This window comes from Pseudoalteromonas sp. T1lg75, from assembly GCF_002964705.1.
GTDB lineage: Bacteria > Pseudomonadota > Gammaproteobacteria > Enterobacterales > Alteromonadaceae > Pseudoalteromonas.
Genome location: NZ_PQCD01000055.1, coordinates 63,700 through 89,009, shown reverse-complemented (window position 1 = coordinate 89,009; position 25,310 = coordinate 63,700). Strand labels below are relative to the sequence as shown.

Here is a 25,310-nt window from a genome sequence, read left to right as displayed (position 1 = left end):
TTCGGTGCCTAGGGTGAATAGACTGGTGTTAATGCCCTGAATGTTACATAATTTGGCGGCACATTTCATTACGCTTCTTTAATTATTTATGCAGTTACTATGTTTGGATTAGGCTCAGGTAAAAAACCCTCTTTGTTTTCAAAACGCCGGGGTTCACAATGGCAGGAAGAATATAGGCAACATCTGGGTCGCTATCGCAGCGCCGCCTTTCCCGCAGGGGTGCCAGAGACCGCGGTACAGGCCAGCAGCGAGCAAGGTTTATGCAAGCTTGTTATGCCCTTTGCCTGTGCTCAAGAAGCGCCGGATCTCGGTGCCTTTCTAAGCGAGCAATTGAGCCGCCAGATACAGGTGGCAATCGACGTTCAGTTGGCTGAAAAACCGCGATTTGCCAACATCAAACACATTATTATGGTCGCCTCCGGCAAGGGCGGTGTGGGTAAATCCACCTGCGCCGTCAATTTGGCCATGGCGCTGCGCCATGAAGGTGCCCGCGTCGGTATTCTTGATGCCGATATTTATGGTCCTTCTATTCCCTTGTTATTGGGCCTGCAAGGGCAGAAACCTCAGGCCAAAGACGAGAAAACCCTGCTGCCCATGAGTGCCCATGGCTTAAAAGCCCAGTCCATAGGCTTTTTGGTGGACCCGGACGATGCCACAGTTTGGCGCGGGCCCATGGCATCACAAGCTCTGGTTCAACTACTGAATGAAACCCAGTGGGGGGAGCTGGATTATTTGGTCGTGGATATGCCTCCGGGCACTGGCGATATTCAGCTGACCATGTCGCAAAAGGTACCGGCATCGGGGGCGGTGATCATCACCACCCCCCAAGATTTAGCCTTGGCCGATGCGCAAAAAGGGGTGGCCATGTTCAACAAGGTGAACGTGCCCATTATTGGTTTGATGGAAAACATGAGTCAATTCCAATGCCCTCACTGTGGTGAGTCGAGCCATATCTTCGGCGCCGACGGTGCGGTGCAACTTTCGCAGCGCTACGGCGTGCCTATCTTGGCGCACTTACCGCTGGCGATGGAAATTCGCCAGTGCTCGGAGCGCGGCGGTGACCTAAACGAGCAAGATCAAAACATGGCGGCACATTTTGCCGCGGCGGCTCGCCTGTGTGCCAGCCAACTCTATTATCAACAAGGCGCTCAACAGGGCGTAGAAATTATTATAACGGACGACTAACCATGCGTTTATCAGATACCCATATAAAAGAATACCTAAACGATCAGCGCATCGTGATCACCCCGCAGCCCGACGAGCAGATGATCTCAGGCGTCAGCGTCGATTTGCGCCTGGGCAATAAATTTCGCGTGTTTCAGGATCACTGTGCGCCGTATGTAGACTTAAGCGGCCCTAAAGAGCAGCTTAATGCGGCGATGGAGTCCATTATGAGCGATGAAATCGTCATCAAAGAGGGCGATGCGTTTTTCCTGCACCCGGGCGAGCTGGCCTTGGCCATTACCTATGAATCTGTGACCCTGCCGGCGGATATCGTTGGTTGGCTCGACGGTCGTTCGTCATTGGCCCGTTTGGGTTTGATGGTGCATGTGACCGCACACCGCATCGATCCGGGCTGGAGTGGCAATATCGTGCTTGAGTTTTATAATTCCGGCAAGCTGCCTTTGGCGCTGCGCCCGAATATGAAAATCGGTGCACTGAGCTTTGAAACCCTTTCAAGCCCGGCGGAAAAACCCTATAACGCTCGTGTAGATGCCAAATACAAGGGGCAAAACAGTGCCCTGGCAAGCCGAATTGGTGATGAAGGCCAGCAGTAAGCTCGCTTCCTGTCTCTTGGCCGCCCAAGTCTTCAGGGCGGTCCTACCCTTATCCCAGTGATTGCCCCAAAAGGGTAAAATATTCCCGAAAACACGGCGCCAGCTTTGCCGCCTCATCGGCGTTGGGGTAGGCGCCTAACTTGGCCAATTCCCCTTGCTTGGTGCCACTGACCAAATACTGGTTTTTTATCTCGGCATTTTGCACATAGTGTTCAAACGCGCGAGCGCTCAGCTCTTCTGGCATGGCCAGGTAATATTGACCGGCACTGGCATCAAGTAGAGCATTGCGGCGCAAGTAGGCCGAGCTATCCGTTTGCTGCTCGTTTAACAGGATGTGCTCTAAGAGCTGTAACAGGGGTTGATTAAGCCGGTGTGGATTATAGTCATCCCGGGTCAGCCAGAGTTTGCTGGCAAACGCACGCTGGGATGTTGGCCCGGTAAATAAAAAACGACTGATGTAATGATCAAACGCATGCCACCATTCATGGGCAAAGGCGCCACTGCCGGCGTTTTTCGCCAAGGCTAGGGTGCGGGTGCTGCTTTGGTAGTGGGCTTGGACCCCAAGGCGCCCGCCTTGTGCAAAGGCCAGGGTTAAGCTCTGGCGTAGGCCAATGACCTCGGGAGAAACCGCCAGAATTTGGGTGAGATCCGCTAAGGCATCGTAAACCAGGTTGGCGGCTCGTTGACGCTCTTCATTATTAACCCAGCGCCCCACACTGATGGCGCGCAGGCCAAAGGTGGTGCGTACCTCACTGAAGTCTACGTCCACCCCAAAACGGTAATCCGGGCCGCGGCGGTACTTATCCGCCATAAGCGATGAACTCATTTTTGATAACGTTGCTTAACGGCTGCAGGCATCTGCTTTGTTTGCATGGTGACAAAGCCCTCAAGCAAGTGCAACAAGGGGCGGGTATCGAGCCCTTCTAGGTGCGCTAAACAATAGGCGCTGGCTTCGAGTGTCGATAGGCTTTGCTCGCGATTGGCCTTACGAATATGGTAACGGCTGGCGGGAACCTGGTCGAAACTCAGGGCCTTAAGCTCATGTAACCAGGGGTTTTGTTGCCACAGCCTATGCACCTTACTCCAGGTGCCATCGAGAACAATAATATGCTCAAGGGGGCTGTGGCTCTGCTCCACGGGCTCGGCGTCTGTGCTTGGGTATAACAGCGCACAGGCCTGCTCACTAATGGCCCGTACCTCGGCAAAATCCTCGGGGAGCTCACCTACACAGAGCTGTACATTAGTTAATCCCAACTGTAACAGTGGGGTGGTGCTTTTAGCCTGCTTTTGTTCGTGGGGATGTTGCAATACCCAAAGCTTAATGCGGTTATCGATTTGATTAACAAAGGGACACACACAACTGCTGGGAGGGTAGTGACACCGGGAGCAAAGAGGACGAGCCATGGCAAAAAGTATGAATTAGGGGTCTATGGCGCCATTGTACTGGTTTTGGCTATTTGCTCCAAGTTGCGCATTTGCTATCCTTTGCCGGGCCACTGATAAACAAGGAAAAGGGAACATGGAGATAAAAATTGATGAATCTGCGTTATTAGCAATGCAGGACTTACTCGGTGAGCACTTTGATGACACCCTCGCATTTTGCTTTAGTGAATTCTGTCGCTTACATGGTGCCTTTAAACAAACCTTGGGCAAGGAGCAAGGCGATGCCATTCGCAATATTCATAGCTTGAAGTCCAACGCCGCCCAATTTGGCGCCGTCACCCTGGCGGATACGGCAAGAGCCATAGAGCATGGCCTGGCCGAAGGCGAGCAACAGGCGCTGCAGGCGCAGATCGATGCACTCCCTAATGCCATAGAGCAAAGTATTGAGCTGATAAAGCAGTGGCAACAACAAAGTTGAAATTAATTCATAGCTAAGGGCATATCACATATAGCTATTTCCCGCTTGTGCCGATAATCTAACGGTAATAATTTGAAGGGGGAAAGCATGTCAGAAATTTTAAAAAGTCAGAAGTTACACGGTGTTTGCTACGATATTCGTGGGCCCGTGTTGGCTGCCGCCAAGGCCATGGAAGATGAAGGGCAAAAGGTGCTCAAGCTTAACATCGGCAATCCGGCGGCCTTTGGCTTTGATATGCCCGAAGACATGCTTAAAGACATTATTCGTAACCTCAGCTCGGCTCAGGGCTATTGCGATTCCAAGGGGTTATATTCGGCGCGGGTGGCCGTCTATCAACATTATCAACAGCGTGGTTTGCATAACCTCAGTATCGACAATATTTTTATCGGCAATGGGGTGAGTGAGCTTATCCAAATGGTAACCCAGGCCCTGGTAAACAATGACGATGAAATTCTTATCCCGGCGCCGGATTACCCCTTATGGAGTGCCTGTGTGACCCTGGCCGGCGGTAAGGCGGTGCATTATCGTTGTGATGAGCAGCAGGACTGGTTTCCCGATATCGACGATATTCGCAGCAAAATCACCTCCAGAACCAAGGCCTTGGTGCTAATCAATCCAAACAACCCCACGGGGGCGGTGTACAGTAACGACCTGTTGCTGGACTTGATCACCTTGGCTCGTGAACATAACTTGCTATTACTGAGCGACGAGATTTACGAAAAAATTCTCTATGATGGCACCACCCATAGTTCCATCGCCTCCTTGTGTGACGATGTGCCTGTGATCACCTTTAATGGCTTGGCGAAAACCTATCGTGCCGCTGGCCTGCGCATCGGCTGGATGGTGCTAAGCGGTCCGACGCAGCGTATGAGCGATTTGATCCAGGGGTTAGACATGTTGGCCTCCATGCGTTTATGTGCCAACGTACCGGCTCAATATGCGGTGCAGCAGGCACTTGGTGGCGTGCAATCCATCGATGCCTTGATCGAGCCCGGTGGACGTTTATACGAGCAGCGCAATATTGCCTGGCAGGGCCTTAACGACATCGACGGGGTAAGCTGTGTGAAACCCAAAGGAGCCCTGTATGGTTTTGCCAAGGTGGACACCAAGCGTTTTAATATCAGTAACGATGAAACCATGGTGTTGGACCTGCTGACACAGGAAAAAATCCTGCTGGTTCATGGTCGTGGCTTTAACTGGCCGGAGCCGGATCACTTCCGTATTGTCTTCTTACCCCATAAGGATGAGCTGGCCCCAGCGATGCAGCGCCTGGGTCGCTTCTTTGAGCGTTATAAACAAGAATAGGTTTTAGCCCAAGGCCTAATTAAAGAAAAGCAGCGCGTTGGCGCTGCTTTTTGGTTTTTATGGAGTCTTCATTCCGGCGCGCAGAGGGTTTGCACGTAGCGCGCATAGAGCTCATCAAGATGGGGGAGGATCTCTTCTTTTCCCGCCACCTCAGAATCAATAAGGGCATCGGCTATGCTAGCTGGGGTTTGCCAACCTTGTAACGTCTCGGCACTGCTTATATGGCTGATATGCCAAGGCTCAGCGGCAACACCGCCCTGGTATTTTAGATAGGGGCGATAAAAACCGAACTCATGCAGGTTCTCACTTAGCCAAGCGTTAAGGGTGGCAAATGGGCCGCTTGGGGCATATTCATCCGGGCTTAGTTGCAGTTGATAATCCTCGGCGACCGCGCTTGGGTCCCACACATCAAAATCACTGCCGAAATGGTGGCGACTGGCTCCGGGCAGCGCCGAATAAAGCATGATGGCATGCAGGCGCTCTAACGGCGACAAGGCAGCGAGATCGACCACTTGATGTGTGGCATCAAAAACCGGTCGTACGCCCAGATACTTGTTGTTCCAAATCATGGCCTGGCGGGAAAAGGAGCGATACGCCGAGGCAATACGGAGGTCGATACCATCGGCCAGAGCACGGCGTTGCAGGCACTGGAAGTCCGCCAGCGCTTCATGGTTTAGGCGCTGGCCTTGCCAGTCACACAAATGGGACTCGCTGCGCCCGGTGGCGCATAATGCCAGTGTCATGTTAGCAATCGCCTTAAGATCCCTTCGTAAATCAGTGCCAGCTTGTCTAAATCATCACAGCTGACACATTCATCGACCTGATGAATGGTGGCGTTTCGAGGTCCCAGCTCAATCACCTTGGCGCCCGTGGGGGCGATAAAGCGACCGTCCGAGGTGCCGCCACTGGTTTGCAGTTCGGCCTGATAGCCCATTTGCTCTTCAATCGCCCCTTGCACCGCGGTGGTTAACTCGCCCGGCTCGGTGATAAAGGGCTGGCCGTTGTGAGTCCAGTCGATATCGTAATTGACCTTATGCTCTGCCAGCAGGGCTAAGACACGGGCCTGGATCTGCTCTGCACTCAGCTCGGTGCTGTAACGGAAGTTAAATTGCACCTCCAGCTCTCCGGGGATAACATTGCCGGCACCGGTGCCCGCATTGATATTGGAGATCTGCATGCTGGTGGCGGGGAAAAACTCGTTGCCATCATCCCATTTTTCCTGACACAAGGCCTGTAAGAAGGCGGTGGCCTGATGCACCGGATTCTCGGCCAAATGGGGATAGGCCACATGGCCCTGCTTGCCCTTAACGGTTAAATAAGCGGTGAGCGAGCCACGGCGACCGTTTTTGACCACATCGGCCAGCTTGTCGGTGGAGGAGGGCTCGCCAACGATGCACATATCGATTTTTTCATTACGCGCTTCCAGGGTGTCAATCACCCTTGTGGTACCGTTGATAAAGGGACCTTCTTCATCCGAGGTGATCAAAAAGGAAATTGAGCCCTTGTGTTCGGGGTGGTTGGCAATGAAGCGCTCGGTAGCCACCACCATGGCGGCCAAAGAGCCCTTCATATCGGCGGCGCCGCGGCCATGCAAATAGCCCTCATGCTCGGTGGCCGAAAAGGGCGCAAAGCGCCATTTTTTTTCATCGCCCACCGGCACTACATCGGTATGTCCGGCGAAGCATACATTGGGCTTGCCCTTACCCTTACGCGACCAGGTGTTAAGGGTATCGACGAAAAACATCGGCTCATTGGTAAACCCGATCTTCGCTAAACGCTCGGCGATAACATGCTGGCAGCCGGCGTCTTTAGGGGTCACCGAAGGACGGCGGATTAACTCTTTGGCCAGGTCAATGACAGCACTCATGGCGTTTCCTATGCAAAAATGGCGTCGTAGTCCGCCGCCTTAAAACCGATCAAATGATGCTCGTCGGTGCGCAGTATGGGGCGCTTTATTAAGGCCGGAGACTCCAGCATCAGGGTCATGGCCAAGTCTTTATCCAATTGCTGCTTTTGTTCATCGCTAAGCTGGCGATAGGTGGTGCCGCGCTTATTGACCATGGCTTCCCAGCCGAACAAGGCTTCAAGCTCGGTGAGTAACGCCAAGTCCAGGCCTTGTTTGCGATAGTCGTGGAACTGGTATTCTACGTTATTATTTTCTAAATGTTTTTTTGCTTTTTTAATGGTATCGCAGTTACTGATACCGTACATAATTGTGGTCATAATCTGTATGTAGCTTTAGTTGCCGATAAATAATAAGGGTTCATTGGCCGCAACCTGCTGCTGGCAGTAATAGGTCAGCGTCGACGGCGCGAGATTGGTGATCATGATAGCGGCCAAGGGCGCAGATTTAAACTGCCGCAGGTCGAAATAGGCAATTTCTTCGCCGCGCGTTAAGGTGGCGCCGTCTAAGTATTTTAATTTTGCCTTGTTGCAAATACTGGGTTCATCAAGGTGTAAATAGAGCAGAATCTCAAGCCCGTGCTGGCTGCGAAAATGCCATTGTTTTGCTCCTTCGCTGACTTTCACCAAGGTGCCGTCACAGGGGGCTAGCAGTTTATGGCCGCGCATCTGGATGCAAACTCCGGGGCCTAATAAACCCAGCGCCATCAGGGCATCGGGTGCCTCGGTCAAGGGTAAAACGGCGCCGCTAAGGGGGGCATAAAGAGTTGCAGTCGATGGTAGGGTGCTCTGCGACAGTTCACGTGCGGCGATTAGTTGCGCTGTGTAGTTCATGAACGTACGTTATATCCTTCTTTTTTTAATGAATTCATGGCGTTTTTAACTTGTATGCGTTTGACCAAGATGTAATCGGTGTCAAAGGTGGAAATGGCAAAGATGGAGATGTTAGCGCGAGCTAAGACACCGGAAATATTAGACAAAATGCCGGTAAGGGAAAAGCCCAGTGGCCCCAACACCTCCAGCGCCACCCAGCCGGGCTCCTGCTCCAGGCTATCGAGTTTAATATCACTGTTACAGACGATGGACAGTTCATCTGCGGTTTTACCTACAAAGTAGACTTCGCTTTGAAAAATAATGCCCGGGATGGCAGCCGTGCTGTCGAAGCTGTGAATGGTGAATTCATGCGGGAGTAATTGGAGCGTTTGTTTGGCCATACAGATCCCCTTGGGTTAATACCAATTCTGTTAAGTATGTGATCAGATTTAGCCCGCTAGAATGATTAGCTATTTAAGCGAATTGGTATAAGTACAAGTTATACCTAAAAAGCGCAATTTATGCCACCGTAAGTTGCTCACAATAGCTGTGGATAAGTTTGGGGGTAGGGTGGTCGATAGTTTTTATCTTATTGAAATATAATAAATTTAATACTCTGTCTGTTTATTGATCAATACCCGGTTGGTTGTTGCTAATAACGAAATAAAAAGGGTGCCCCCGAAGGTGCACCCTTGTGATTATGTGCCTAACATAAGCGAGGAATTAGGCTTGGCTCTGATCCGCTTGAATGGCGGTCAGGGCGATGGTGTAGACGATGTCATCCACCAAGGCACCGCGGCTCAGATCGTTGACCGGCTTGCGCATCCCCTGCAGCATAGGGCCGATACTGACCAGCTCGGCGCTTCGTTGTACCGCTTTGTAGGTGGTGTTACCGGTGTTCAGGTCGGGGAAGATAAACACAGTCGCCTGTCCCGCGACCGGGCTGTTAGGCGCCTTTTTACGGGCCACATTTTCCATGATAGCGGCATCGTATTGCAGTGGACCGTCGATGATTAAGTCGGGACGCTTTTGTTTCGCTAATTCGGTGGCCTCGCGCACCTTTTCAACGTCGGCGCCGGCCCCTGAGCTACCGGTACTGTAGCTGATCATCGCCACCCTCGGTTCGATACCAAAGGCGCTGGCAGAGTCGGCGGATTGAATGGCGATGTCCGCCAATTGGGCAGCGGTCGGATCCGGGTTAATGGCGCAGTCACCGTATACCAGCACCTGATCCGGCAGCAGCATAAAGAACACCGACGAGACCAGGGACGACCCCGGTGCGGTTTTGATCAGTTGCAGCGGCGGGCGTATGGTATTGGCTGTGGTGTTCACGGCGCCGGAGACTAGGCCATCCACCTGGCCCTGGGCCAACATCATGGTACCAAGCACCACGTTGTCTTGCAGCATTTCTTCGGCCACGACCTCGGTCAACCCCTTGCTCTTACGCAGCTCCACCATGGGCGCCACATAGTCACGACGGATCTGCTCTGGGTCGAGCAGTTGCATGCGCTCGTTGAGTTCAACCCCTTGTTGTTCGGCAATGCGGGTGATCTCCATAGGGTCGCCCAGTAACACCGTATTGGCAATGCCACGCTCGCCACAAATAGCCGCAGCTTTTATGGTGCGGGGCTCTTCGCCTTCGGGCAGAACAATGGTTTTATTGGCGCGACGGGCCTTATCCGTTAATAGATAGCGGAATGCCGGCGGCGACAACTTACGGGTTTTTTGCGACTGCTGTGCGAGACTATCGAGCCAGTCGGAATCGATAAAGGTGGCCTGATGCGATTTCACCTTGTCGACGCGCTGCTCATCATCGCAGGGCACTTCTAAATTGAAGTTGTGCAGCAGCAAGGAGGTGCGCCACGTATCGTGCTCGGTGGCCAGGATCGGCAATCCGGTTTGCTCCATCGCCTGATGGCACAACTCCATAATGCGGGGTTCCGGTTCAATACCACCGGTGAGTAAGATGGCGCCTATCTTGGTGCCGTTCATGGCCGATAAACAACCGGCAACCAGGACATCGGAACGATCGCCCGGCGTGACCAGCAGGACCCCGGGAGAAATGTGATTCAGCAGGTTAGACACAGTGCGGGCACAGAAGGTTACCCGGCGCAGACGACGATGCAGCAGGTCGCCTTGATGAATAATGCGGGCATCTAAATAATTGGCCAGATCGATGCCACGCGGGGCCACCAGTTCAAAGTCCCAGGGAATGGTGCCCAAGAGTTGGAACGGGTGCTTGCGAAACAGAGGCATGGACGCCAGGCGGTTAATTTCGTTATCCAGTAAATCCGGGTTGAACTGCTCGACCAAATCGGCACGGGCTCGGCCTTGCTCATCAAGCGGCGCATTGACCTTGTTGAAAATACAGCCCAACACTCGTGGATGGGCGATGCCACCATAGTTGCCGGCGGCGATTTCCAACTTGTCCTCAAGCTCTTCCACCGTGTCGTTGCTCGGGGTCACCACAAAGACGATATCGGCGCCCAGGGTTTGCGCGATTTCTCGGTTGACGCGCCCGGCATAGGGTTGGTTGCGGGTCGGTACCATGCCCTCAATAATGGCGATTTCATCGTCGTTAATGCCGCTTTCAAAACGCTCAACGATTTCTTCGAGCAAGGTATTGCCCTTACCATCGCCGATCATCTTTTCAGCGTAGGCCAGTGAAATCGGTTCCGGCGGGTTAATGCTCGAACCAATTTTCACTATGGCGGTGGACTTTTCCGGACCACATTCGCCCCGACGTGGCTGGGCTATGGGTTTGAAAAAGTTGACCTTCAGTGCTTTTTGTTCCAGCGCCCGCACCAAACCCACCGACACCGAAGTCAGACCAACACCGGTGGATACGGGAATAAGCATAATACGTCTAGACATGATCAGGCTCCTTTGGCCAGACGAGCCGCATCCTGGCAGATCATCCATTCTTCATTGGTCGGCACCACCATGGCGGTAACGGGGCTGGTGTCACTGGTAATGATGCCACTTTTGCCAAAACGTGCGGCCAAGTTACGCTGTTCATCGAGTTGCCAGCCCAGGAAGCTAAGGTGCTCAAGCACCTTGGCGCGAATAATGTCTGAGTTCTCACCTATACCGCCGGTAAAGACTAGGGCGTCCAAACCCTTTAACGGCACCAGGTAGGCGGCAATTTGTTTGGCCAGGCGGTAACAAAAGATATCCAGCGCTAAAGTGGCTTGCTCATGTCCCTCTAGATAGGCCTCTTCTATGGTGCGACAGTCATTAGACAATTCGCTAATGCCGAGTAAACCACTTTGCTGGTTGAGCATGGTATTGACCTCGGCCACCGAATAGCCAAGCTGACTGGTAAGGTAATCGAATAAACCCGGGTCGATGTCACCGCTGCGAGTACCCATAACCACGCCTTCAAGCGGGGTCAGTCCCATGCTGGTATCGACACTTGCACCATTTTTAATGGCACAGACGGAGCAGCCATTGCCCAGGTGGGCGGTGATCAGGCGATGATTATCCGCGGCCAACCCCAGGACCTCGACGGCCTGGTTGGAAACATAATGATGACTGGTGCCATGGAAACCATAACGGCGTACACCATGCTCTCTGTACAGGGAATAAGGCAAGGCATATAAAAACGCGTGCTTGGGCATGCTCTGATGGAACGCGGTGTCGAATACGGCCACTTGGACCAGCTTAGGAAACGCCGTTTGCGCTGCCTTAATACCCGTGAGGTTGGCAGGGTTATGCAGTGGCGCTAATTGGGCAGTCTGGGTAATGGCGTCAAGCACGTCCGGGGTGATCACCTGAGAGCCGGTAAACTGCTCACCACCGTGAACCACACGGTGACCGACGGCAATCAAATTCTTGGCCAGATCATATTGGTGAATAAGTGCGACAAGGGCGTCGATGGCAATTTTGTGATCGGCTCCGCTGGCTAATGCGTTTTGCTCTTTGTTGCCGGCGAATTTATACTTTAAGGTAGCGTCGTCGTTATGGAGGCGTTCGGCCAAGCCGCTTAACAGCTCATCGCCGCTGTTGGCGTCGATAACCGCAAATTTTAGGCTCGAGCTGCCGCAATTTAAAACTAGGACGTGTTGTACAGACATTTGGTAGACCCGTGGTTGAATATCAGAAATTAAACCCCACGTTTACCTAAAGTAATAGCTTTTAACCTGGTCATAATAGCTATGACCAAAGGCTACATTTAGACTAAGGTATTATTGCAGTGGGACCGGCTATTTTACCTTATATTGCCACTAAACGTTAGTTGTAAGGGGCGTAAATGCAAAACAGTATGATGGCACAAATTCAGCAAGGGCATAGCTACGCCAAACTCTGGCCGCTGCGCCGTGAGCTGGCCCCCATGTTTGTGGAAAACCGTATTATCAGTGCCACCTTGTTCGCCATTAAGGTGATGCCGCTACTGGCGCTCACCAGCTTAGTGGTGCAATTGCAACTGCTGGGGCAGCATTACTTGGGTCCGGCGCTGGCCTGCGCTTTGTTGATTCTATCCCTACCTGTACAAGGGTTGCTCTGGCTCGCCAAGCGCGCCTCGTCCCCGTTGCCCCCGGCTTATGCCCATTGGTACAAGGAGCTGTATACCAAAATGGTGGCTCAGGGTTATCAAGGCGCACCCGCCAAGGCCAAGCCTAGTTATAAAGAGCTGGCCCTGCTGCTAAAGGATGTGTTTGATAAAATGGACAAGACCTTTCGTCAGGAACTCTTCTGAAACTCGCTGAGGTAAAACTCGGCCTGCACCTTAAACTCCGGCTGTGCTGCCAGCGCAGTCAATTGTTCGACGCTGAATTTCCAGGCAAAGGGCGTCATTAAGGCCAAATCTCTGGCCTGCTCGCCACTAAGGGTCAGGGTCTGGCTAAGCAGTTTCTCGGCGCTACGCGTAAAGCCGGTAGGTGTTTCAAGTGGCTGATGCTCGCGTACCTCACGATAGATAATCTCTTTCAGCTCGGCCAAATGACGAGGACCGGGGGAGGCTACCACCAGGTGTCCCTGTGGCGCCAACAAACGAGCGCTTTCCTCGGCAAAAATGGGTGCAAACACACTGGTCACCACAGACGCCGAGCCCGCCTTCAAGGGGATCTGTTTACTCGATGCCACCGCAAATTCGCAATTGCTATAGCGTTTGGCGGCATAGCGCACCGCAGGTTTGGCGATATCTATGCCGTAGACCTGACCTTCGTGCTGTAACTGGTTGGCCAGTTCGCTGCTGTAGTAGCCCTCACCACAGCCCATGTCGATGACCGCCGTATTCGCCTGATGCAAGGCACCAACGCGTTTGGCCAGCGCCTGGCGTAAAAACTGATAATGGCCGGCGGATAGAAAACGGCGTCGGGCCTGCACCATGTCTTGATTGTCACCGGGCTGTTTTGATTTCTTGTATTGCACCGGCAATAAATTGATATAGCCCTCTTTGGCATAATCGAACTGGTGTCCTTGTTCACAGCTTAGGCTGTTGCCCTGGCGGGCTAAGGGCTGTTGGCATAAGGGGCAGCAATAAGCACTCATGGTGCAAGGTATTCCTTATCATAAAAGGTGCGCACCCAGTGGGGGCGATAGATCACCAGCAGGGTCATGGCCATCCCGGTGAGCATGGCTTCCGGGAACCAGATAAGCGCACTTAGAATCACGTAGTTGTCCATCAGCATAGACCATTCATAGGTGCCAATGGCCCAGTAGTACAGGGCACCGACAAAGATCTTCAGGCAATTGGCCAGCGCCGCACAGAGAAAACTACAAACGAATAGATAGATAAATAAATGGCGTGGCAGCAGGTTATAAACCAGCACAAAGATGCCATAGCTAAAGTAAATAGGGATAAGCGCCGTGGTGAGCACAAACACCGCCGCGTTTTCCCAGGCAATGGTCGAAAAGCCGGCAAGCAAGGCGGTGGCGAGCACCGCGGCCAGGCTGGCCAAACGCCATCCCAGGATCAGCGTCACCGCGGTGATGCCAAGAATATGTATATCCAGCCCCGGAGCAATGCCGGCCTTGATACGCCACAGCAGCGCCAATACCAAGGCGCAGGCAAAGAGCCCGGTCTGTCTTGCCGGGCGCTGCCATAGGCCTGACACACTGGCTTTATCCAGGGTAAAAAATAGGATAATCGCCAAGGCGAGCGTGCTTACCAACATCAGCTATTAGCCCTCGAAGGTGCTCCAGACCGGCGCATGATCCGAGGGCTTTTCAATGCCTCGCAGTTCATAGTCGATGCCGCTGTCAGTGAGGGATTGGGCTAAGGCCGGGGTGGCTAAAATAACGTCGATACGCAGGCCTCGGTTGTCGTCGAAGCCCTTGGAGCGGTAGTCGAACCAGGAATATTGGTCGTCAACGTCCGGGTGCAATTGTCTGAAGGTGTCAACCAGGCCCCAATCGGTAAGGGTGGCCAACCATTGTCTTTCTTCAGGCTGGAACGAGCATTTACCGGTTTTCAGCCAGCGCTTCTTGTTGGCTTCGCCGATGCCGATATCCAAATCGATTGGGGAAATATTAATATCGCCCATCACCACTAGCTTGCTGTCGGCACTGTATTGGCTGCTTAGTTCGGCCATTAGGTCACTGTAGAACTGGCGTTTATAAGGGAACTTGGTTTCGTGGTTGATGTTATCGCCTTGTGGGAAATAGCCATTGAGCACGGTGACATCTTCCCCTTGAGCGTTTTCCACGGTTACCGCAATCATGCGTTTTTGGTGCTCGTCGGTGTCGGTAGAAAAGCCTTTTTTCACCATTTTGGCCGGCTGTTTGGTCAGCATGGCCACCCCATAGTGGGCTTTTTGACCATGAAAATAAACGTGATAACCCATGGCCTCGACATCGGCGACGGGGAACATTTCATCATGCACCTTAATTTCTTGTAGGCCGATCACATCCGGTTGATGCTTGTCGATAAGTGCTTGAAGTTGATGAAGGCGAGCGCGTAAGCCATTAATGTTAAAGGAAATTATTTTCATTGGTGATAAATGATGAAAGTTATTATTAAGAGGGGGTCAGTGTAGCATTTTGTGCCCTGGGAAGGAATCGCCTCAAGGACGCTCGGGGCGCTTTTAACGCCCCGAGCCTTACTAATGGTGTTGGTGGCTAATCGAGATGAGCAAAAATATTGGCCTTGGCTTTGTCGGCAATATAATCAATGGCCTTTTGGGCGCGCACACTGTTGCCGGCCCCATCGAGACGCGGTGAAAAAGCGGCAATGGCAAACTTGCCCGGCATGATGGCGATAATGCCACCGCCGACGCCACTTTTCGCCGGTAAGCCGACTGTATAGGCCCATTCGCCGCTGGTTTCGTACAAGCCGGCGGTGGTCATCACCGCCAACACCCGCTGGACATTATCTGCGCTCATCAAGTGCGCACCGCTAATGGGGTGGGTGCCGCCATTGGCCAGCACCGAGGCCATCAGGGCTAAGTCCTTGGTGGTGACCCCCACGGAGCACTGGCGAGTATAAATATCCAGGTTGATATCCACATCGCCGTAAAAACGTCCGTAAGATTTAAGCAGTTCGGCAATGGCCAGGTTATGACCGTTACTGCCGGACTCGGAGCGATAGATATCCTCAAGGACGCCGAGTTTAGCCGTGGCAAATTGTGCGTACCAAGCGCTTATTGCCTGCCATTTTTGCTCACCCGTGTCGCCGTTTATTAGGCTAACCGTGGCCATGGCTCCGGCATTAACCAGGGGATTGACCGATCTGGCCTCATTCAACTCAATGGCCGCCACCGAATTAAAGGGCAGGCCGGTGGCGTTGACACCGATTTTATCTCGGATAGCCTCGGCACCTTTTTGTTCCATGGCCAGGGCTAGGGTAAAGACCTTCGAAATAGACTGAATCGAGAAGCGGGTGTCGATATCGCCCTGAGTAAAAATCTTGCCGTCGGTAGTGACCAGGGCGATGGCGAAAAGTTCGCTGTCAACCTCGGCCAAGGCAGGAATGTAATCGGCATTGGCACCGTTTTTGTCGTCCTTATACAGGGCATGGGCCTGAGCAAGTATCTGCTCCACCTTGGCTGTGTCATAGGGACGGGCATCGACTTTAGTTTGCAGGCCGAGGGCCGATATCAATATTAGCGAGTAGAGTATTTTCTTCATTTATATCAGTCCTTATCGTCCTTATCAGAAAATGGGCGTGAATCTCGCTTTAAGCGCCTAATATTTAAAGCCAAAAGAAGTCTGCAAGCGGAAATTGTCGCCCTTGTCTCCTTGGTAATTTTGCAGCTCACCATATTGCAGTTCAATGCCAAGGCGCGACATGATGGTAGGGTTATAAATCAGGTTCACCGTACTGTAGAGACTGTTATTAAAGGACAAGGGATGCTGGGTAATGATGTTGTCGATATCCACATAACTGATACCAAAGGAAGAGGTGTAGTTGTCGTTCCATTGTTTATCCAAGTAGATAAAACCGGCCTTGGCCCCAATGGCGGTGAGCTCACCATTGCCGTCCAGGCCAGCGTCGCTGCCGCCGGTGACCGAGGCGTAATAATGGCAGCAGGGATCATTGAGGTAGCGGCCTATGCCTTCGCCGTTAGCCAATTGAAATTTGAGGCTGTGGCTATAGTCCAGATCATAGGTGCCGGTGACATTGATACCCCAACCCCAGACCTTATCTTCTTGCTGGGTTGTTTTATATCCCAAATAGCGCAGCAGCAGTGCGGTTTTAATATACCCTTGGTCAAATTGATAGGTATAACTGGCGCTGGCATCGGGCCAATCGTTTTGTTCGCTATAGTTGAGGGACTCCGGGTCAATATTAACCGGTAACGCCAGATCCGCATCTGAGCGCTCAATGCCTACGGCCCAGGAGCTGCCACCGTCTAAGCTGCGGCGATAACGAATTTGCGGATGACGGGCAAAGACCATGGCCGATGGACCCCAATAGTCGAGGATATTGGGAAAGGAATTGATGTCCATAAAACCGCTAAAGGTTTGCCCTGCGCCCCAGTTGCCCAGCTCTCCCCAAAGATGAGTAAGGTTAAAGTCGGCCTTGCCGTCGCCATCGAACATATCAAACTCAAAACGTGTGGTCATATCGCCATGCTCGGTGGGGGTATGACTGCGAAAGGAGAGTTTGGACTGCCCCGCGTTGAGTAAGGTTTTATCATCACTGGCATCTTCATCAAAGAGAATGGATGAGGTTTGAAAGGCGCCGCGATTGGCCATCTCGCCATCGTTATAGATGGCATCCAGCCAGATTTGCCCACCGATTTGCAGCGTGGTTTCCGAGTCGCTCAGGAAGATGCTTTTCGGCGGTGTTTTAAAACGGTAACTGGGGCGCTCATATTCCTGATACAGGCGACCGTTGAGCTTGCTGGTGGGCTCTTCGGTTTGGGTCTTGACCGTGGTGAGAGGGCGCTTTATCGCCTCTATTTCCGCGTCTTTGAGCGTCAGTTGTCGTTCAATCTCTGCATCTTTTAGTTGTAATTGCCGCTCTAATTCGGCAATGCGGCGCTCCAACGCGGCCAAACGTTCTTCAACCGTGGCACCTTGTACCTGGGGGCTGAGCAGGAGCGCCGTCAGGGCGAGCCCTAAAGCTTTGCTTCCCGGGGAGAAGGGATTGCGGCGATTAGGATTAAGCGGGACCATGTTTGCTCCTATAACTCGACGGCAAAGGTGACGATCATCTTGTAGTCGTCCTTTTTCGGCACAGTGCCATCGGCATTGGCTATGGGCGATTGAAGGTGATCCCAAAGCAGGGATATATCGAAATCAATATCACTGGTTATATCTATTGAGGCGCCGGCAAGGGCGTGCTGGGCATTACCACCGGCCGCTTGTTCGGCTAGGGTAAAGCGGTAATCAAAGTTTAAATCTATGTCCGAGGTTAGTTCATAATCCATGTTCGATGAAAAATATACCGAGGTGGAGGAGTTGCTGGTGGCGGCATCGGCACCGACATTGGAAAATTGTGTGCGTTGATAGGCCGGACCCAGACCGACATCCCACTCCCAGCGTTGGGTATCAACCACGTAATACCCTAACCCAGCGCCTAAGGTGTATTTATGATCGATATTTTGAAACGGGTCGCGGTAGTAATCGAAAAACACCGGACGAAAATACAGGGCCTTGGTATAAAACCAGTCAAAGGTGCCGTTGGCGCGGACGTTATTTTCCGTCACCTCTTCATCATTACTGGTGCGTGCCGCCAGCGCGTTTATCAGCAGCCGATTGGTGGCGGTGCGCCGTTTGATATCGACGTTGGCGGAGAGCTCGGTTTGCTCTGTATTGCCGCGACTTAGGTTGGCACCCAGGCCCACCTTGGCATACCAGGCGCCGCCAACATTATCGGCGCTGGCGGCGATGGAGACCAGTTCTTTAGGCATATAGGCCAGTCGTTGTTCACCCACTTGCACATAGTCCGGGCCGATCAGCAGGGCGCCTTCGTACACCGAGCCGTCATTAAAGCGCACACTATGGGCCTTGCCGGAGATCACCATGTGCACGTCTTCACGGTCGATAAACAAAGTATCGAGTATGTCGCTATCAAACTCGATTTGTTTGTCGTACATGGCTTTGAACTCGCCCTTTAGCCACTCCCCCGAGCTCAGGCGCAGCCAATCGAATTTATCTATGTCTTTAACTATGGCCTGGCGCTCTTCAATAAACAGTGAGGGCTGTTGAGCATAAAGCCCGGGTGCTAACAACAGAGAAAAAATAATAAACAGGGCGAAAAATGGCATCGCGACTTCCTTTGCAACTCGGTTTCCAACGGGGGTGAATAAATGCAATTAATTGCCTATTAATAATAGGTCAATCTGCCGAGGGTACAAAGGTGCGCTGCGCTAAGCTCGCCGTCTTAGATGCGAAGCCTGTTCTGCTTAATACGCGCTACTGCTAAACAGGCGCTGGTGGGTTTTATAGGCGTACTCATCGGTCATGCCGCTGAGGTAATCACATAACACCCGATAGGTGCTGGTACCCGTTTGCTCAGCCTGACGATAGGAGATGGCGGTGGTTTCTGGCAACAGGCGCAAAGGATCGCTGGCAAAGGCTTCGAACAACTCGATGATCAGTTTCTGTCCGTTAAACTCGATCTGCTGCATATGGGGCGCGCGAATAAGGCGCTTGTAGATAAAGTTTTTAAGGCAGTCCAGCAGAGCCTGATAACTCGGTGGCAAAGCCACCTGATAGCTGAGGATATCGCAACTAAACTGCCCGTCGGTGGGTAACAGCCTGGCCTGGGTTATAAACAAATTAACTAGTTCACCTATAATGTCCTTGCGCTGTGCTTCGCACTGGAAAAACAGTCGTTGTGCCATATCGGCATCGCTTAACCAGGGGCAGTCGAGCTTAGCCAGCATGGGTTCGGCATGGGATTGCCAGTCATGAATGGTGATCTGCTCGGTGGCGATGGCATCTTCTAAATCATGAACCGCGTAGGCGATGTCATCGGCGAGCTCCATTAAAGAGGCATCGACCGACTTATATAAGGTTTTGGCACGAAAGCTATCCAGCGGCTGATGACTTTGGAATAAGGTGCGGTCCGCCTCACTGAGTGGGGCGAAGATCCAGTCCACCAAATCGCTGTCGTCACCATAGAGGCCTTTTGCTGGGCGCCACTCATTGGCCTTAATATAACGCTGCTGCGCCGGCTCAGATGGCTTGCTATGCCACAGCGTATCGAGCATGGCCGGGTATTTGATAAAGCCCAGCAGAGTACGGCGGGTTAGGTTCATGCCAAAGCCCTGAGTGTAGGGCTCGAGCTTAGCGACAATACGCAAGGTTTGGGCATTGCCCTCAAAGCCACCGTGTTCGCGCATCATATAATTAAGGGCAATTTCGCCGCCATGGCCAAATGGCGGATGGCCGATATCATGGGCTAAACACAGGGTTTCGAGCAAGGAGTCGTCGGGCAGGCATTTCACCTCGGGGTGCTGACGGCCTAAATGGCGCAGTAAACCGCTGCCAATTTGTGCCACTTCCAAGGAATGAGTGAGACGAGTACGGTGAAAGTCGTTTAACCCTATGCCCATAATCTGCGTTTTTGCCTGTAAACGGCGAAATGCAGCGGCATGAATAATACGGGAGCGGTCTACCTGCCACGAAGAGCGATTATCATTGGGGCGGTGCTTATCTTCACTGGTGCGTCTTTGTTGCCAAATATCGGCCATGCAATACTCGTAACCCTGAGTGTTATATACTCAGTGTAAACAATAAATAACTTATTGTCTTGTATGATGTTAGTGTCAAAGTAGTCATTATTTCGTATTTGCCTCTGTTAGGATATAATGCGCCGTTTGTTTATCCAGACAGATGAATACTAGAGGTGTCATGATCAAAAAGCTGGGACTCGTTTTATTCGCCATCGTATCCATTACCGGCCTGTTGTACCCTTTTATTTGGCAACAGCAAGAGCAAGGTGCGCAGATCACAGACTCAACGTCAGAGCAGGTGGTTACCAAGCCGGAGGTAGAGAAGCCACGGCATAATGTGAAACTGCCTAATTTTGCACAAGTGACCGATATCAAAAAGAAAAAATCCCTGTTTTTTGACTTTATTCGTGGCCCGGTGGAAAAAGCCAACAACCGCGTGCGGGAGCAGCGTGCGACCTTGGAAATTGCCCTGATGATGGTTCAGTATCAGCAGGCCTTGTCCACCACGCAAGAGCAAAAGGTGACCGATATTTTTGCCGAATATGGCCTGGAAGACGAAGAGATCGGTGAACTGTCATTGCAACAGGCATTGCGCCGCGTTGATGTGATCCCAAAAGAGCTGGTGATGATGCAGGCGGCCAATGAGTCGGCCTGGGGCACCTCGCGTTTTGCCCGTATCGGCTTAAACTTTTTTGGCCAATGGTGTTTTAGTGAAGGCTGTGGCCTGGTACCCAAACGCCGTAACCAGGGGGCTAAACATGAAGTGGCCGTGTATCAATCGGTGCAAGAGGCGGTCGATGCGTATTTTTACAATATTAACACCCATAATGCCTATCGCGAGCTGCGCGATATTCGCGCCGAGCTGCGCCAGGCACAAGAACCGCTAAGCGCCAAGGCGCTGGCCTATGGGTTAATGTCCTATTCCGAACGCGGTGAAGCCTATATCGAAGAGCTGCACGCGATGATAGATCACAATGAGGCGTATTTTGATGAATAAACTGACTTCCTGGCTATCTCCTTTATTAATATTGTCGTTTACTGCTGCCGCCGAGCCCGTGGTGATGTCTTATGACGGCTTTTATGATCGCATGGAAGTCGTCAATGAGGGGGAGTACCAATATGCGCAGGTGGGTTTCTATTTAAAAACCTATGCCGATGCCAAGCCGTGCGAAATAGCCGAGGGTGAGATCTTAACGGAAAAGCAAAGCTATGCCTTGACCTACAACGACCAAGGTCAGCTGTTTTTACCCTTTGATAAAGAGCTTGATACTCACAAGGCCATGGTCGTGGTGACCCCAGCGAATGCCGGTGGGTGTCAGTTGAGCATGCAAATTGAGGCAAAAATGCCGCAACAGGGGATCACTGCGGGGCAGCTGTATCAGGTCAATCAGGAATTTGATGAATTGTTGGCGGACCTTTCCGGTTTCTTCGTCGGCACCCTGATGTCTTTTTTGTTACCGGAGCAGCAGGGCATTCAACTTCACTTTGACGGCTCGGTGCCGACCAGTGTCCCATCCGACTGGCAGTGTGCCGATACCCGCTGTAAGGTCAAAATTAAAAACAAATGGCAAGACAGCGAAACTGTCTTAGTCGACGGCAGCAAACTGGTGCGCATCACTCCCTGGATTGATAAAGGTTAATCATTGACCACAGTGCCCGGTGCCGCCGGGCTACTGACCCACCCCACTTCAGCCTTGATTGTCTGTGCTACCGCAGACTACCTAAAATTCTTCCTATTGCTCGCTGCAAAGTCCTGTCTCGCTTCTATACTTTCTACGAGTGTAACGGCGGTGACCCGTTCATTTTGTATTATGCGAATGCCTCGATCGCCGTTAAAAGCAAACAACGAGGAATAGAAAATGCAATACATATCCAAAATAGGAGCCATGCTGTTTGTGGTCACCTCAGGCGCAAGTATGCAGGGCTTGGCAACCGAACCCTGCGGTGATTTCGGAGAATGCCTGGCTCTGATTGAAATTAATGCCAGCGACGGAGACATAGGTTTCCACTTTTTATTCGACGGTGACGACCTTGAGTCGGCGCGGCTGACGGACCCAGATGGCGCCAAACTGTTCGAGTACAAGGTAGGGGGGTCATTGAAGGAACAAACCTTGACCGAAACCTTTGCCGAAAGCGCCGAACCCTTGTGTTGGAATGATCCGGAAGCCGAAGAGGATGAAGAAATAGTCACACTAAGTGAGTTTCTAGAGCGCTGGCAACCCGGTATCTATATGGTCACGGGCAAAGGTGAAGAAGGAGAAAAAGCCGAAGGAGAGACCTTGCTTACCTATCACCTACCGGCCGCGCCTGCCAATGTTTCATATTATGGTGGAGTGATCACCTGGGAGCCGGGTAACGATCTTGGTAAATGTGCGACCAGTGGCGAACTTGATGATTTAGTCAGTGATGGTAGCTTGCCTATGCACCCCGAATTTGTAGCCGTCGGTGCGTGGGAAGTCGTTATGGATACCGTTGTCGAGGATGGAGATCCCTTGGCGAAGATGAAATTCAGTGTTCGGGTGCCCGCATCGGCGTTTCAGGTTGCTGTCTCACAAGAGTTTTTGGATGCCTTGCCGGCAAATACGGAAATGAAAATCGAAGTGGGTGCCATAGGAGTCGACGGCAATGCCACCTTTACTGAAACCGGTGATATTTGTGTCAATGAAATTGAGGAGGGCTGCGAATAGGCTAGCCGCCTTGTACATATGAAAAAAGCGCTTATTAGCGCTTTTTTCATGGTGACATTAAGTCAGTTCAATAATCGCAGGGGTCGTATCGGCGACCTCATCTTCTTGGTCATAGCCTACGGGGATGACGGGTACCTCAGGCTTATCCATCGCCGTGTCACCGCCATCGATCACCTCGCCGGTTTGTAAGTCGCTAAAGGCAAATAAATTAGTGTCGGCCAGGTGCGAAGGCACCACGTTTTGCATCGCGGTAAAGATGCTTTCGATGCGTCCCGGGTGTTGTTTATGCCATTGCTGCAACATGGCTTTGATGTTTTGTCGTTGCAGATTTTCCTGCGAGCCGCACAGGTTACAAGGGATAATCGGGAACTCCTTATGCTCTGCATACTCGGCGATATCCACTTCCTTACAGTAGGCCAGCGGGCGAATAACCATGTGCTGGCCGTCATCGCTCATGAGTTTTGCCGGCATCCCTTTTAACTTGCCACCATAGAACATGTTCAGAAACATGGTTTCTATCATATCGTCACGGTGATGGCCCAGGGCAATCTTGGTGGCGCCCATTTCTTTGGCGGTGCGGTATAAGATGCCGCGGCGCAGACGTGAGCACAGTGAGCAGGTGGTTTTACCTTCGGGGATCTTGTCCTTAACGATGGCGTAGGTGTCTTCCTCGACTATTTTGTATTCAATACCCAACTCATTAAGGTATCCAGGGAGAATATGTTCGGGGAAGCCGGGCTGCTTTTGATCCAGGTTTACGGCGAACAGCTCGAAGTTGACTGGTGCCGAGCGTTGCAGGTTTTGCAGTATATCCAAAAGGGTGTAGCTGTCTTTACCACCAGACAAGCACACCATGATGCGATCGCCTTCTTCAATCATATTAAAGTCGGCAATGGCCTGACCGGTATGGCGGCGTAAGCGCTTTTGCAGTTTGTTGAAATTGTATTGCGCTTTGGCTTGTGCTGAATGCGACACCTGGGCACCCTCGTTACGGCTAAAATCAAAGGCGCGTATTATAGGCTGAGGCTCTCAAGGCATCAAGAAAAAGGCAGCGGATGCTGCCTTTGGGAGTTGAAAACCTTAATCTTCTAAGGGACTGCGGTAGCCGTCCGGCTTCAGAGCCAGTACGTCGCAATCCAGACTGTCGATGACATGCTCGGCTGTGTTACCAACAAGTGCGGCGCTGAGTCCGGTGCGACCTACCGTGCCTATGACCACCAGTTCGCTGTCGAGCTTTTCTGCCAGGCGGGGCAGCACGTCCTCAGGCAGGCCTTCTTCCACATGTTGATGGTTCTCTGGAATATTGAATTGCTTACCCAGCTCCCGAGTGGAGCTCAGGTGATGCTCTTTCACCGTTTCATTATATTGAGACGGGTTAAACTCTGGGATTTCGATGGCAATATTGACCGGTGTCGCCGGGTAGGCATTCACCAGGTGCAAATCGCCCTGGGCGATTTTACTAATAAACTGGGCGTCCTTAATGATGCGCTGACTCAGGGCTCGATGTTCATCATCATCACTGGAGGCATTAACAGCGGCCAAAATAGCGCCACCAACCAGCCACTTATGATCTTTTACCAGCAATAACGGGGTTGGACATTTACGAATAAGGTGCCAGTCGGTGGGGGTGAAAATCACCGATTTAAGGGCATGATGCTGATGTGTACCCTTGATCACCAAATCATACTCTTGCTCTAAGACCTCACGAATAATGGCTTCAAAGGGGCGGTTATGCCACACCACCTTGGTATCGAAGGCAATATTTTCATGCTGCGCCGCCAAGGACTGAAGCCATTGTTGTTTATCGGCGATAACCGCTCTGCGCATGGCTTCGCGCTCATCGCCACTGAGCATGGTGGTCATCTCATAGGAGAAATCGTAGATGGATAAGAAGGCGGTGATTTTTGCGCCAGTGTTGCGCGCTATTTCAGCGGCTCGAGATAAGCTCTGTTGTAGCTCAACGGAAGGGTCAACAACTGCGAGTATTCGTTTAATTTTGTCCATTATGCGCCTCCTTAATACCTAATTTTAAGAGTATTTCAATACATCTTTGAGTGTAATAGAAATCTCTGATATTTAAAGGCGCTAATGGACTTAGTTTGAGTCAGATCAACTGCTTGGCGTAGAAATCGCAGCCGCCTGAGCAAGTTGCTGATGATCGTTGATGGTAATAAATTTACCGTCGACGCTAATAAAACCACTTTTTTGGAAACGACTCAGCAAACGGCTGATGGTTTCTACGGTTAAACCCAGGTAATTACCAATTTCGCCGCGGGTCATAGTGAGACGAAATTCACGGGCCGAGAAGCCGCGCTCGCTAAAGCGACGAGAAAGCGTATGTAAGAAGGACGCCAGACGCTGCTCGGCGGTCTTTTTATTCAATAACAGCAGCATTTCCTGATCATAGTTAATCTCATTGCTCATCAGGCGCATGATCTGTTGGCGCAACTTGGGTAAGCGGCCGGCCAAATCGTCCAAGGTTTCAAAGGGGATCTCACAGACCATGGAGGTTTCCATGGCTTGGGCAAAACTTTGGTGGGTAAAGGTATGAATACCATCGAAACCCACTAAATCGCCTGCAAGGTGAAAGCCGGTGATCTGCTCTTCACCTTGCTCGGATAGGGTGAAAGATTTAAATGAGCCACTGCGAACCGCGAAAATAGATTTTAGCTTAGTGCCAGACTCGAACAGGTAGTCGCCCTTGTGCAGTGGCTTTTTGCGCTCGATGATTTCATCAAGGCGGTCCATTTCTTCGCCGTTTAAGCTAAAAGGAAGGCACAACTGTGAGATAGAGCAGTTGGTACAGCTAATGGTGCAATTCGATTTACCGGCGAATTTACCAGAAAGTTGTGTTTTTACGTCCATTTTACATTCCAAGGTAAGCAAGAGATGA

The 25,310-nt window shown here is 51.8% G+C and carries 27 protein-coding genes; 8 read left to right on the top strand and 19 right to left on the bottom strand.

Features of this window, described 5'->3' with window-relative positions; translation table 11 throughout:
* Positions 1 to 99 precede the first annotated feature (99 nt).
* Together apbC and dcd are read left to right on the top strand one after the other, a co-directional pair.
* Positions 100 to 1,185, top strand: a complete 1,086-nt coding sequence (apbC, locus tag C2M36_RS14965) for an iron-sulfur cluster carrier protein ApbC (protein WP_105255597.1) — start codon at positions 100 to 102, stop codon at positions 1,183 to 1,185.
* A gap of 2 nt (positions 1,186 to 1,187) precedes the next feature.
* A complete protein-coding gene (dcd, locus tag C2M36_RS14960; protein WP_105189543.1) occupies positions 1,188 to 1,778 on the top strand; it encodes a dCTP deaminase in 591 nt (196 codons plus the stop codon).
* 49 nt (positions 1,779 to 1,827) lie between these two features.
* On the opposite strand, the gene C2M36_RS14955 is transcribed toward dcd, so the two are convergent.
* Positions 1,828 to 2,604 (bottom strand): CLCA_X family protein, encoded by a 777-nt coding sequence (locus C2M36_RS14955; protein WP_105255596.1) that lies wholly within the window; start codon positions 2,602 to 2,604, stop codon positions 1,828 to 1,830.
* Positions 2,601 to 3,182, bottom strand: a complete 582-nt coding sequence (locus tag C2M36_RS14950) for a tRNA-uridine aminocarboxypropyltransferase (protein WP_105255595.1) — start codon at positions 3,180 to 3,182, stop codon at positions 2,601 to 2,603. Before C2M36_RS14950 ends, C2M36_RS14955 begins: the two co-directional genes overlap by 4 nt.
* Positions 3,183 to 3,297: 115 nt before the next feature.
* On the opposite strand from C2M36_RS14950, the gene C2M36_RS14945 reads away from it, so the two are divergent.
* Together C2M36_RS14945 and C2M36_RS14940 are read left to right on the top strand one after the other, a co-directional pair.
* The gene (locus C2M36_RS14945) at positions 3,298 to 3,639 is read left to right on the top strand and encodes an Hpt domain-containing protein (protein WP_105255594.1); all 342 of its coding nucleotides are present in this window, start codon (positions 3,298 to 3,300) and stop codon (positions 3,637 to 3,639) included.
* An 87-nt stretch (positions 3,640 to 3,726) separates the two neighbouring features.
* Positions 3,727 to 4,944 (top strand): pyridoxal phosphate-dependent aminotransferase, encoded by a 1,218-nt coding sequence (locus C2M36_RS14940; protein ID WP_105255593.1) that lies wholly within the window; start codon positions 3,727 to 3,729, stop codon positions 4,942 to 4,944.
* A 68-nt stretch (positions 4,945 to 5,012) separates the two neighbouring features.
* On the opposite strand, the gene C2M36_RS14935 is transcribed toward C2M36_RS14940, so the two are convergent.
* From C2M36_RS14935 to C2M36_RS14905, 7 genes are all read right to left on the bottom strand, one after another.
* Positions 5,013 to 5,687, bottom strand: a complete 675-nt coding sequence (locus C2M36_RS14935) for a M15 family metallopeptidase (RefSeq protein WP_105255592.1) — start codon at positions 5,685 to 5,687, stop codon at positions 5,013 to 5,015.
* Positions 5,684 to 6,811: a succinyl-diaminopimelate desuccinylase gene (gene dapE, locus C2M36_RS14930; protein ID WP_105255591.1), complete on the bottom strand. Its 1,128-nt coding sequence runs from the start codon at positions 6,809 to 6,811 to the stop codon at positions 5,684 to 5,686. Before dapE ends, C2M36_RS14935 begins: the two co-directional genes overlap by 4 nt.
* 8 nt (positions 6,812 to 6,819) lie before the next feature.
* Positions 6,820 to 7,167 carry an ArsC family reductase gene (locus C2M36_RS14925; RefSeq protein ID WP_105189550.1) on the bottom strand — a complete coding sequence of 116 codons (348 nt, stop codon included), beginning with the start codon at positions 7,165 to 7,167 and terminating at the stop codon, positions 6,820 to 6,822.
* 15 nt (positions 7,168 to 7,182) lie between these two features.
* Positions 7,183 to 7,680: a PTS glucose transporter subunit IIA gene (locus C2M36_RS14920; protein ID WP_105255590.1), complete on the bottom strand. Its 498-nt coding sequence runs from the start codon at positions 7,678 to 7,680 to the stop codon at positions 7,183 to 7,185.
* The gene (locus tag C2M36_RS14915) at positions 7,677 to 8,060 is read right to left on the bottom strand and encodes an ACT domain-containing protein (protein ID WP_105255589.1); all 384 of its coding nucleotides are present in this window, start codon (positions 8,058 to 8,060) and stop codon (positions 7,677 to 7,679) included. The genes C2M36_RS14920 and C2M36_RS14915 overlap by 4 nt, the downstream gene beginning before the upstream one ends.
* A gap of 322 nt (positions 8,061 to 8,382) precedes the next feature.
* A complete protein-coding gene (pta, locus tag C2M36_RS14910; protein WP_105255588.1) occupies positions 8,383 to 10,533 on the bottom strand; it encodes a phosphate acetyltransferase in 2,151 nt (716 codons plus the stop codon).
* A gap of 2 nt (positions 10,534 to 10,535) precedes the next feature.
* Positions 10,536 to 11,735, bottom strand: coding sequence for an acetate kinase (locus C2M36_RS14905; RefSeq protein WP_105255587.1), 1,200 nt, complete (start codon positions 11,733 to 11,735; stop codon positions 10,536 to 10,538).
* A 176-nt stretch (positions 11,736 to 11,911) separates the two neighbouring features.
* On the opposite strand from C2M36_RS14905, the gene yfbV reads away from it, so the two are divergent.
* Positions 11,912 to 12,358 (top strand): terminus macrodomain insulation protein YfbV, encoded by a 447-nt coding sequence (gene yfbV, locus C2M36_RS14900; protein ID WP_105255586.1) that lies wholly within the window; start codon positions 11,912 to 11,914, stop codon positions 12,356 to 12,358.
* Here the strand turns inward: yfbV and rlmA are convergent.
* From rlmA to C2M36_RS14865, 7 genes are all read right to left on the bottom strand, one after another.
* Positions 12,343 to 13,152, bottom strand: coding sequence for a 23S rRNA (guanine(745)-N(1))-methyltransferase (rlmA, locus tag C2M36_RS14895; protein WP_105255585.1), 810 nt, complete (start codon positions 13,150 to 13,152; stop codon positions 12,343 to 12,345). The genes yfbV and rlmA overlap by 16 nt on opposite strands.
* Positions 13,149 to 13,778 carry an energy-coupling factor ABC transporter permease gene (locus C2M36_RS14890; RefSeq protein WP_105255584.1) on the bottom strand — a complete coding sequence of 210 codons (630 nt, stop codon included), beginning with the start codon at positions 13,776 to 13,778 and terminating at the stop codon, positions 13,149 to 13,151. Before C2M36_RS14890 ends, rlmA begins: the two co-directional genes overlap by 4 nt.
* Before the next feature lie 6 nt (positions 13,779 to 13,784).
* Positions 13,785 to 14,594 (bottom strand): exodeoxyribonuclease III, encoded by an 810-nt coding sequence (gene xthA / locus C2M36_RS14885; protein ID WP_105255583.1) that lies wholly within the window; start codon positions 14,592 to 14,594, stop codon positions 13,785 to 13,787.
* 127 nt (positions 14,595 to 14,721) lie between these two features.
* Positions 14,722 to 15,729 (bottom strand): glutaminase A, encoded by a 1,008-nt coding sequence (glsA, locus tag C2M36_RS14880; RefSeq protein ID WP_105255582.1) that lies wholly within the window; start codon positions 15,727 to 15,729, stop codon positions 14,722 to 14,724.
* Positions 15,730 to 15,786: 57 nt separating this feature from the next.
* Positions 15,787 to 17,223, bottom strand: coding sequence for a DcaP family trimeric outer membrane transporter (locus tag C2M36_RS14875; RefSeq protein ID WP_105255581.1), 1,437 nt, complete (start codon positions 17,221 to 17,223; stop codon positions 15,787 to 15,789).
* Between the two features lie 8 nt (positions 17,224 to 17,231).
* Entirely contained in the window at positions 17,232 to 18,317 is a 1,086-nt protein-coding gene (locus C2M36_RS14870) for a DUF481 domain-containing protein (RefSeq protein ID WP_105255580.1), read from the bottom strand.
* 138 nt (positions 18,318 to 18,455) lie between these two features.
* Positions 18,456 to 19,748 carry an anti-phage deoxyguanosine triphosphatase gene (locus tag C2M36_RS14865; RefSeq protein ID WP_105255579.1) on the bottom strand — a complete coding sequence of 431 codons (1,293 nt, stop codon included), beginning with the start codon at positions 19,746 to 19,748 and terminating at the stop codon, positions 18,456 to 18,458.
* 160 nt (positions 19,749 to 19,908) lie between these two features.
* On the opposite strand from C2M36_RS14865, the gene C2M36_RS14860 reads away from it, so the two are divergent.
* From C2M36_RS14860 to C2M36_RS14850, 3 genes are all read left to right on the top strand, one after another.
* Complete coding sequence (locus C2M36_RS14860; protein ID WP_105255578.1) at positions 19,909 to 20,727, top strand: glucosaminidase domain-containing protein; 819 nt, start codon at positions 19,909 to 19,911, stop codon at positions 20,725 to 20,727.
* The gene (locus tag C2M36_RS14855) at positions 20,720 to 21,370 is read left to right on the top strand and encodes a DUF2987 domain-containing protein (RefSeq protein WP_158678966.1); all 651 of its coding nucleotides are present in this window, start codon (positions 20,720 to 20,722) and stop codon (positions 21,368 to 21,370) included. The genes C2M36_RS14860 and C2M36_RS14855 overlap by 8 nt, the downstream gene beginning before the upstream one ends.
* Before the next feature lie 219 nt (positions 21,371 to 21,589).
* Positions 21,590 to 22,417: a hypothetical protein gene (locus tag C2M36_RS14850; protein WP_158678965.1), complete on the top strand. Its 828-nt coding sequence runs from the start codon at positions 21,590 to 21,592 to the stop codon at positions 22,415 to 22,417.
* Positions 22,418 to 22,474: 57 nt separating this feature from the next.
* Here C2M36_RS14850 and ttcA read toward each other — a convergent pair whose 3' ends face one another.
* The 3 genes from ttcA to C2M36_RS14835 all read right to left on the bottom strand — a co-directional run bounded on the left by ttcA (position 22,475) and on the right by C2M36_RS14835 (position 25,282).
* A complete protein-coding gene (gene ttcA, locus C2M36_RS14845; protein ID WP_105255575.1) occupies positions 22,475 to 23,392 on the bottom strand; it encodes a tRNA 2-thiocytidine(32) synthetase TtcA in 918 nt (305 codons plus the stop codon).
* Between the two features lie 105 nt (positions 23,393 to 23,497).
* Positions 23,498 to 24,421: a universal stress protein UspE gene (gene uspE, locus C2M36_RS14840; protein WP_105255574.1), complete on the bottom strand. Its 924-nt coding sequence runs from the start codon at positions 24,419 to 24,421 to the stop codon at positions 23,498 to 23,500.
* Between the two features lie 105 nt (positions 24,422 to 24,526).
* The gene (locus C2M36_RS14835) at positions 24,527 to 25,282 is read right to left on the bottom strand and encodes an FNR family transcription factor (RefSeq protein ID WP_105189567.1); all 756 of its coding nucleotides are present in this window, start codon (positions 25,280 to 25,282) and stop codon (positions 24,527 to 24,529) included.
* Positions 25,283 to 25,310 lie beyond the last annotated feature (28 nt).

Bases quoted from the DNA above. Each gene is read 5' to 3' on its own strand.
- apbC (WP_105255597.1), top strand. From the start codon at position 100: ATGTTTGGATTAGGCTCAGGTAAAAAACCCTCTTTGTTTTCAAAACGC.
- dcd (WP_105189543.1), top strand. From the start codon at position 1,188: ATGCGTTTATCAGATACCCATATAAAAGAATACCTAAACGATCAGCGC.
- C2M36_RS14955 (WP_105255596.1), bottom strand. From the start codon at position 2,604: ATGAGTTCATCGCTTATGGCGGATAAGTACCGCCGCGGCCCGGATTAC.
- C2M36_RS14950 (WP_105255595.1), bottom strand. From the start codon at position 3,182: ATGGCTCGTCCTCTTTGCTCCCGGTGTCACTACCCTCCCAGCAGTTGT.
- C2M36_RS14945 (WP_105255594.1), top strand. From the start codon at position 3,298: ATGGAGATAAAAATTGATGAATCTGCGTTATTAGCAATGCAGGACTTA.
- C2M36_RS14940 (WP_105255593.1), top strand. From the start codon at position 3,727: ATGTCAGAAATTTTAAAAAGTCAGAAGTTACACGGTGTTTGCTACGAT.
- C2M36_RS14935 (WP_105255592.1), bottom strand. From the start codon at position 5,687: ATGACACTGGCATTATGCGCCACCGGGCGCAGCGAGTCCCATTTGTGT.
- dapE (WP_105255591.1), bottom strand. From the start codon at position 6,811: ATGAGTGCTGTCATTGACCTGGCCAAAGAGTTAATCCGCCGTCCTTCG.
- C2M36_RS14925 (WP_105189550.1), bottom strand. From the start codon at position 7,167: ATGACCACAATTATGTACGGTATCAGTAACTGCGATACCATTAAAAAA.
- C2M36_RS14920 (WP_105255590.1), bottom strand. From the start codon at position 7,680: ATGAACTACACAGCGCAACTAATCGCCGCACGTGAACTGTCGCAGAGC.
- C2M36_RS14915 (WP_105255589.1), bottom strand. From the start codon at position 8,060: ATGGCCAAACAAACGCTCCAATTACTCCCGCATGAATTCACCATTCAC.
- pta (WP_105255588.1), bottom strand. From the start codon at position 10,533: ATGTCTAGACGTATTATGCTTATTCCCGTATCCACCGGTGTTGGTCTG.
- C2M36_RS14905 (WP_105255587.1), bottom strand. From the start codon at position 11,735: ATGTCTGTACAACACGTCCTAGTTTTAAATTGCGGCAGCTCGAGCCTA.
- yfbV (WP_105255586.1), top strand. From the start codon at position 11,912: ATGCAAAACAGTATGATGGCACAAATTCAGCAAGGGCATAGCTACGCC.
- rlmA (WP_105255585.1), bottom strand. From the start codon at position 13,152: ATGAGTGCTTATTGCTGCCCCTTATGCCAACAGCCCTTAGCCCGCCAG.
- C2M36_RS14890 (WP_105255584.1), bottom strand. From the start codon at position 13,778: ATGTTGGTAAGCACGCTCGCCTTGGCGATTATCCTATTTTTTACCCTG.
- xthA (WP_105255583.1), bottom strand. From the start codon at position 14,594: ATGAAAATAATTTCCTTTAACATTAATGGCTTACGCGCTCGCCTTCAT.
- glsA (WP_105255582.1), bottom strand. From the start codon at position 15,729: ATGAAGAAAATACTCTACTCGCTAATATTGATATCGGCCCTCGGCCTG.
- C2M36_RS14875 (WP_105255581.1), bottom strand. From the start codon at position 17,223: ATGGTCCCGCTTAATCCTAATCGCCGCAATCCCTTCTCCCCGGGAAGC.
- C2M36_RS14870 (WP_105255580.1), bottom strand. From the start codon at position 18,317: ATGCCATTTTTCGCCCTGTTTATTATTTTTTCTCTGTTGTTAGCACCC.
- C2M36_RS14865 (WP_105255579.1), bottom strand. From the start codon at position 19,748: ATGGCCGATATTTGGCAACAAAGACGCACCAGTGAAGATAAGCACCGC.
- C2M36_RS14860 (WP_105255578.1), top strand. From the start codon at position 19,909: ATGATCAAAAAGCTGGGACTCGTTTTATTCGCCATCGTATCCATTACC.
- C2M36_RS14855 (WP_158678966.1), top strand. From the start codon at position 20,720: ATGAATAAACTGACTTCCTGGCTATCTCCTTTATTAATATTGTCGTTT.
- C2M36_RS14850 (WP_158678965.1), top strand. From the start codon at position 21,590: ATGCAATACATATCCAAAATAGGAGCCATGCTGTTTGTGGTCACCTCA.
- uspE (WP_105255574.1), bottom strand. From the start codon at position 24,421: ATGGACAAAATTAAACGAATACTCGCAGTTGTTGACCCTTCCGTTGAG.
- C2M36_RS14835 (WP_105189567.1), bottom strand. From the start codon at position 25,282: ATGGACGTAAAAACACAACTTTCTGGTAAATTCGCCGGTAAATCGAAT.